Origin of the sequence: Rothia sp. HMSC066G07 (assembly GCF_001814485.1) — a bacterium.
GTDB lineage: Bacteria > Actinomycetota > Actinomycetes > Actinomycetales > Micrococcaceae > Rothia.
On sequence record NZ_KV816923.1, the window covers coordinates 5,930 to 12,226 of the forward strand.

Below are 6,297 nucleotides of genomic sequence, written 5' to 3' on the forward strand. Positions count from 1 at the left end.
GGCCGGATGTGAAGACCACCGACCCGAACTTCCCCGCGTACGTGTGGGCTCGTCAGAAGGGTATTACCTTCGGCTGGTCGGACGGCAAGTTCCATGCTGATGCAGGCATTTCGAACGCTACCGTTGCGGCGTTCACCTACCGTGCGGCTGGTTCGCCCGCGGTTAAGGGCGACTCCCCGTACAGTGATGTGGCTCCCGGTTCGGCGTTCTACCGTGAGATTCTGTGGGCTCAGCAGAACAAGGTGGTGCTGAACGCTAACGGCGCTTTCGATGCTCAGTACATGGTGACTCATGGTGAGTTGGAGACTCTGATTGAGGCGTTCCAGGCTCGCGCTAAGTAAGGTCGTTTAGCCCGCCCGCATCCCCCTCGGGTTTTACCTTGAGGGCGCGTGCGGTGCATCGGATAACTCTCTGGTTCCCCGTGCTCCCGAATGGTTTTCTGTTCGGGAGCACGGGGTTCAGCTTTTAACAGCTACCGCTGTATGAGATTTCTCGAAACCTTAAAGTATTCCTTGAGTGTTTCCTGACAATCGTTCAACGCTTTGATAGGGTGAGGATATCCCCGAAACCGAGGGGGATTTTCAACCACTTTTCTCATCGGGCGTGCGCAGATTCTGCGACCGATTCCCAACCTGCCGGTAAGCTCGCGCAGCCCCGGAGAAATGACCCTAAGGATGTCTTATGTCCTCACTTCCGAACTCTAAGTCTTCATTCCTCCGCGCGGCTCGGAATTGTAGCGCGCTCGCACTGGCGGGCGTGATGGTCCTGCCGCTGACCCCGGCGTCAGCCCAGGACGCAGCGCCCACCGCAAATGTGCCCGTTGCTAACGCGCCGGTTACCAATACCCCCACCCCTGCAACTCAGGACGTTGCGGATGAGCCGTCTTTCACCGTTGTCTATGAGGATTACTACTACCAGGACGGCCGTGACGTCTTCATGCAAGAGGGCGACGGCCTGTACACCGGTGAGGACAGCAAAATTACGGTTCTGGGCAGCGGATTCACCAAGGAGTGGCGCGAGCAGCACGGCAAGGTTGTCATCTACATCGCGCCCGAGGAGAACGTCCCCTATAACGCTCTGCAGATTACCGACACTCTTCTGCGGTTTGAAGAGGGCAAGGACTTCACCATTGACGATGACGGCACCTTTGTCGCCCCGCTGAAGGTTGAAGCTAATACTTTGCCGAGTTACTACACTCTCACGGAGTATTTCCCGGATATGACTCTGGACAAGGTGCGTTACGAGGTTGGCATCCTCGCCGAGCCCGAGGGCCAGCCGCAGTCAACCGTTCAGGATATCTGGGCTCGCAAGAACGTTGTGACGCATCACGGTCTGAGCACCAATGATTATCACTTCGACACCTTCGCACCTAAGTTGAAATACGACGCTTTGAAGGACACCACAAAGGATCAGGAGCTGCTGATTCAGGGTCAGGGCTTCGTAGGGACTGACATCCCCGGCGTTGAGGGCATGATGTACGTCATTCGCGAGAAGGGCACGGGTTCCCCCGTCCTGGTTATGAGCGAGATGAAGCGTTACGTCCACGGTGATGATGAATACGAGACGGGCCTGGAGGGAGGCTTCGCTTTCGTCAATCTCAAGATTCCCGCGAACACGCTGGATCCGTCCAAGCAGTACGTCATTGAGGCGTGGAGCGACTACGGTTACCCCAGCAAGACGGATAAGACTCTCATTACCCCGATGGTGGGTTTTGCCCCGGAGCACCGCGGCGTTCTTTTGGCGCACCAGGATTTGAAGTTTGAGGGTGTCCAGCGGTTCACGAATGCTTACGTACCCGTAGAGGAACGTATGTACTTTTCGACATCGCTGAACGACGAGGAACAGAAGCAGCCTGCCACCCGCGGTGAGCTGGTTTCCTCCCTTTATGAGATGAAGGGCAGCCCCAAGGTGGACCTTCCTGAAGTCTCCCCGTGGCCGGATGTGAAGACGGACGATCCGAACTACGCCGCCTACATTTGGGCTCGTGAAAAGGGTGTTACCTTCGGCGGACCTGACGGAAAGTTCCACGCGGAGGACGGTCTCACGAATGCAACCGTTGCCGCAATGATTTACCGTGCGTCTGGTTCACCGGAAGTATCGGGTGTTTCATCCTTCCCGGATGTTACGCCGGATTCCGCGTTCTACCGTGAGATTCTGTGGGCTACCCAGCAGAATGTTATTACTCCCGAGACCGGCATGTTTGAACCGAATCATGCTGTGACCCGCATTGAATTGGACTGGATGTTGTTCTATTACCGGCATCGCGTGATGAACCCTATCACTACTGGCCTGTATCGCATTGCTAACTAAGTAGGCCAGGCCGGTTCTAGCCCGGGCACCTCGTCACAACGGACGGGGTGCCCGGGCTCTTACGCACTGAGTACGCGGTGAGGGAATCTGCGCGGATTCTTCTAGAGTTCTCACCCCTAGAATTCTCGCCCTAGAGTTCCCACGCGGGGGCTGCGGCGGTGCTTGCCGAGTGCGCGTCATGACCGGTTGCCACGCCGGTGGAGACGGTGAAGTCCCACGGGTCGGTGTTCAGTGCGGACAGCTTCGTTTCGATGGTGAAGCCGCGCTCAGCGAGCAGGGCGCGCAGGCGGTTTGCCGCCGACTGTAGCCAGAGGGATTCGCTGGCGGCGTGGGAGCAATCAATCAGGGCGATGTTGCTACCGTCAACTCGTGCGGTTTCGCGGAATTCGCTGGCGGGGTGGTGGCGCAGGTCGGCGGTAATGTACACCTGCGCGTCGGTGGCGCGCACAGCGTCAAAGAGGGAGTCACCGGCACCACCGCAGAGGGCGACGCGGCGGATCGGCTGGTCGGCGCGTCCGGCGATGCGCAGGCCACCGGCGGTCGCGGGCAGTGCCGCAGCGAGGCGTTCTGCAAGCTCCTTGAGGGTGACTTCTTCGGGCAGGGTGCCGAGGCGACCGGTGCCTACCGCGTGTTCCTGCTCGTCGAGCACCTGGGTTTGCGCTTCGGTGAGCGGTTCGCGGTCAATCAAGCCGATAGCGTCACAGAGTGCTTCGTTCACGCCTTCAACGGCGGCATCTGCGTTGGTGTGCGCGCCGAGCAGGCCGCATCCGCCTTCGATGAGGGTATGCAGAACGTTGCCCTTGTAGTCGCTGTCGGGGATGAACTTTGCGCCGCGGAGCAGCAGCGGGTGGTGGGTGATGAGTAGCTGCGCGCCTTCGGCTACGGCTTCTTCGGCGGTGGCGGTGAGGGCGTCTACTGCGAAGAGGACGGTGCTCACTTTGGCGGCGCCACGTCCGGCGACGAGGCCGGAGGCGTCCCATCCGGCGGCGAGCTGCGGCGGGAAGAGCGTGTGGAAGGCGTCAACGACTTCTGCGAGGGTGGGGGTTTCTAGTTTTTCAGTCATACCTCTATTGTGGCAGGTGGCGCGGCGGCAACTCGGGAATATTGTGCAGCCCTGCAGTGTTCTTCAGGTAGTGTGGATTTATAGTTCGAGGAGGAATCATGACTGATGTTGTTCTTGCCGGCGGCTGTTTCTGGTGCCTGGATGCGGTATACCGCCAGTTCCGCGGGGTTGAGGAGAGCGTCTGCGGCTACACGGGCGGCGATACTCCCGACCCCGATTATCGTTCGGTGTGTTCGGGTGCGACCGGGCATCAGGAGGCGCTGAAGCTCAGCTTTGACCCGCAGGTGATTGACCTGGATACGGTGTTGGATATTTTCTTTACGAGCCACGACCCGACCAGCTGGGATCGTCAGGGCGCGGATACCGGTTCGCAGTACCGTTCGGTGCTTTTCTACGCGGATGAGCAGCAGCGTGAGGCGTTTGAGCGTGCGGTGGCGCGTGCTCAGCAGCTGTACTCCTCCCCCATCGTTACGGAGATTAAGCCTCTGGGCGTGTTCTATGAGGCTGAGGAGTATCACCAGAATTATTACGCGTTGAACCCGGCGCAGGGTTATTGTGCGTTTGTGGTGAGCCCGAAGGTGGCTCATGCGCGCCGTAATTTTGCGCATCTGCTCCGTTAGCTACTCCGTTAGTCGGTACGTCCGGTTCAGTTGAGGCGTATTACGTTGTTCACCCCGTAGCTGTCTTTTGTTGTGTGGCAGCTATGGGGTGTCTTCATATGCGCCCGGCTATTTGTTGTTCGCCGGTGTTTTACGGTTGCTATAAGGTGCGCCCGGTATGATGGGGGTGTCGACTCACTCCTCCTCGTCCGTTGACCTCTTCGAAAGACTGCTGATGACAAGCTCCTCTTCTAAGCCCGTCGCCTTGAGCCGCCGCGCCGTGTTGGGTGCGGGCGGTGTTGGTCTTGCCGCTGTGTTGTCTGCGTGTGCGCGTACGGTGCATCCGCCGGTTGCTACTGCTGAATCTGAATCGGCGAGCGCGAGTGCTTCAGTGAGCCCGTCTGCTTCGCCGGCGTTGCCGTCTGCGAATAAGTCGTATAAGGGTAAGGTCACCTTCGATAACTTTGAGAAGAACGGCGAGTACGTTCCTGCTACGGCTGAGCAGAAGGCGCAGAACGTGCCCAAACCGATTATGCCGGAGAAGGTGCAGGAGCTGAGCGTTGACGGTATTTATGCGCTGATTGGCTATTGGATTTCTAGTTTTAATTATTTGGCGTTGACGGGTGATATTGAGCCGTTGAAGAAGACGGATCCGAGCAGCGATTACTATAAGGAGCTTGAGCCGATGGTTAAGCTCTATGAGACGGGTCGCGGCTGGATTTATGACACGAGTGAGCCGATGTCTGTGTACCTGTTGACGGATACTCCCACGCAGATTGAGGGTGACCGTATTCGTTATTTCTGGCGTGCTCGTTCCCTGGTTGATCAGAATGCGAAGAGGCATCTGACCGAGGGCGATAACCGCGATAAGTCCCTTGTGGGGGCTGAGGATTCTCAGGGCCAGGCGATGCGGATTGTTGTGGAGTATAAGGAGGGTGCTTGGTTTATGAGCACTCAGAAGGATAAGGATGCTGATAAGAGCTCGGATTCTGCGAGCCCCTCGGCTTCCTAGTGCACTAATTGCAGCTTTTTGGGTTTCTTCTACTCAAAAGTACATGAATAGCAACATTTGATAGTCATTCACGCACTTTAGGGTATGATAAGGGTGTCAACTCACTCTATTTCCTTTGTTGACCTCTTTTGAAAGGCCAATTATGATGAGCCCTTCCCCCACCTCTGTTGGTATGTCCCGCCGCGTGGCACTGGGTGCAACCGGTGCCGGCGTACTGGCTGCATTGACTGCGTGCGCTAGCGATATTCGCCCGCTGGCTGATGGCTCGGCGTCTAACTCTACTTCCGGTTCTGCTAGTGCATCCGCGAGCGCTTCAGCTAGTGCCTCACCCAGTGCCTCGGCTAGCGCTTCGCCTTCTGCTTCTTCCGGCAAGCATTATAAGGGCCTCGTGAAGTTCGATAACTTCGAGAAGAACGGCGAGTACGTTCCGGCAACCGCCACTCATAAGGCGCAGAATGTGCCGAAGCCTCTCGTTCCGGCGAACATGAACGAGCAGAACGTTGACGGTATTTACGCGTTCGTTGGTTATTGGTTGGCGAGTTCCAACTATCTGCTGATGACCGGCGATACTGAGCCGCTGCAGAAGGTTGAATCTGCGGATTCACTGCAGAATTACCAGAATTTGACGGTTGCCTATGAAAATAATGCGGGCTGGCTCTACGGTGTGGATAGCCCTATGACTCTTGAGTTGCTTTCTGATTCACCACAGAAAATTTCCGGTAGCAGAACTCGTTATGACTGGTTGGCGTACATGAACTACAGCGCCGATATGAAGATTCACATTGAAGGCAGCCCTGATGAACCTTTCATGGAGGATAGTTCGCGGGAACTGACGAAGGTTAGTGTGGAGTACAAGGACGGTAAGTGGATTATGGTCAGCAGTGAGGATGGCTCTTCTGCGACTGACTCTGCCGGCGGGTCTTCTTCTGTCTAAGCACCTACCCTATAGGTAAGGTCTAACGGCTTAAGATAGACTTCTCCCCCGCCTGCGGTAATGCACCGTGGGCGGGGTTTCTTTATGCCGGAACTCGGTGATGCTTTGCTGCGGTATTTAGATTGCTTTGCAGCGGTATTAGGTTGCTTTGTCATCGGCACTCGATGACGGCTACTGCCGGGTATCTGCGTTTTTGCCGGTATGATGGGGGTGTCAACTCACTCAATTTCCTTTGCTGACTTCTTTTGAAAGGCTGATAATGATGAGCCCTTCCCCCGTCTCTGCTGGTGTGAGCCGTCGCGTGGCGTTGGGTGCTACCGGTGCCGGCGTACTGGCGGCATTGACTGCGTGCGCTAGCGATATCCGTCCGCTGGCTGAT

General features: G+C 56.9%; 5 protein-coding genes and 1 pseudogene. 5 read left to right on the forward strand and 1 reads right to left on the reverse strand.

Annotation, left to right across the window (positions count from 1 at the left end):
- Together HMPREF2971_RS03660 and HMPREF2971_RS03665 are read left to right on the forward strand one after the other, a co-directional pair.
- A pseudogene (locus tag HMPREF2971_RS03660) lies at nucleotides 1–341 on the forward strand (gluconolactonase); the annotation flags it as partial.
- A gap of 340 nt (nucleotides 342–681) precedes the next feature.
- The gene (locus HMPREF2971_RS03665) at nucleotides 682–2,310 is read left to right on the forward strand and encodes an S-layer homology domain-containing protein (protein ID WP_012903679.1); all 1,629 of its coding nucleotides are present in this window, start codon (nucleotides 682–684) and stop codon (nucleotides 2,308–2,310) included.
- 130 nt (nucleotides 2,311–2,440) lie between these two features.
- On the opposite strand, the gene HMPREF2971_RS03670 is transcribed toward HMPREF2971_RS03665, so the two are convergent.
- Complete coding sequence (locus HMPREF2971_RS03670) at nucleotides 2,441–3,373, reverse strand: Nif3-like dinuclear metal center hexameric protein (RefSeq protein WP_049341408.1); 933 nt, start codon at nucleotides 3,371–3,373, stop codon at nucleotides 2,441–2,443.
- A 98-nt stretch (nucleotides 3,374–3,471) separates the two neighbouring features.
- On the opposite strand from HMPREF2971_RS03670, the gene msrA reads away from it, so the two are divergent.
- The 3 genes from msrA to HMPREF2971_RS03685 all read left to right on the forward strand — a co-directional run bounded on the left by msrA (nucleotide 3,472) and on the right by HMPREF2971_RS03685 (nucleotide 5,918).
- Nucleotides 3,472–3,993: a peptide-methionine (S)-S-oxide reductase MsrA gene (gene msrA, locus HMPREF2971_RS03675; RefSeq protein ID WP_049345412.1), complete on the forward strand. Its 522-nt coding sequence runs from the start codon at nucleotides 3,472–3,474 to the stop codon at nucleotides 3,991–3,993.
- A gap of 157 nt (nucleotides 3,994–4,150) precedes the next feature.
- On the forward strand, nucleotides 4,151–4,984 hold the full coding sequence (locus HMPREF2971_RS03680) for a DUF6318 family protein (RefSeq protein WP_246825028.1): 834 nt from the start codon (nucleotides 4,151–4,153) through the stop codon (nucleotides 4,982–4,984).
- Nucleotides 4,985–5,126: 142 nt separating this feature from the next.
- Nucleotides 5,127–5,918: a DUF6318 family protein gene (locus HMPREF2971_RS03685; protein WP_070691422.1), complete on the forward strand. Its 792-nt coding sequence runs from the start codon at nucleotides 5,127–5,129 to the stop codon at nucleotides 5,916–5,918.
- The last annotated feature ends 379 nt before the right edge of the window (nucleotides 5,919–6,297 follow it).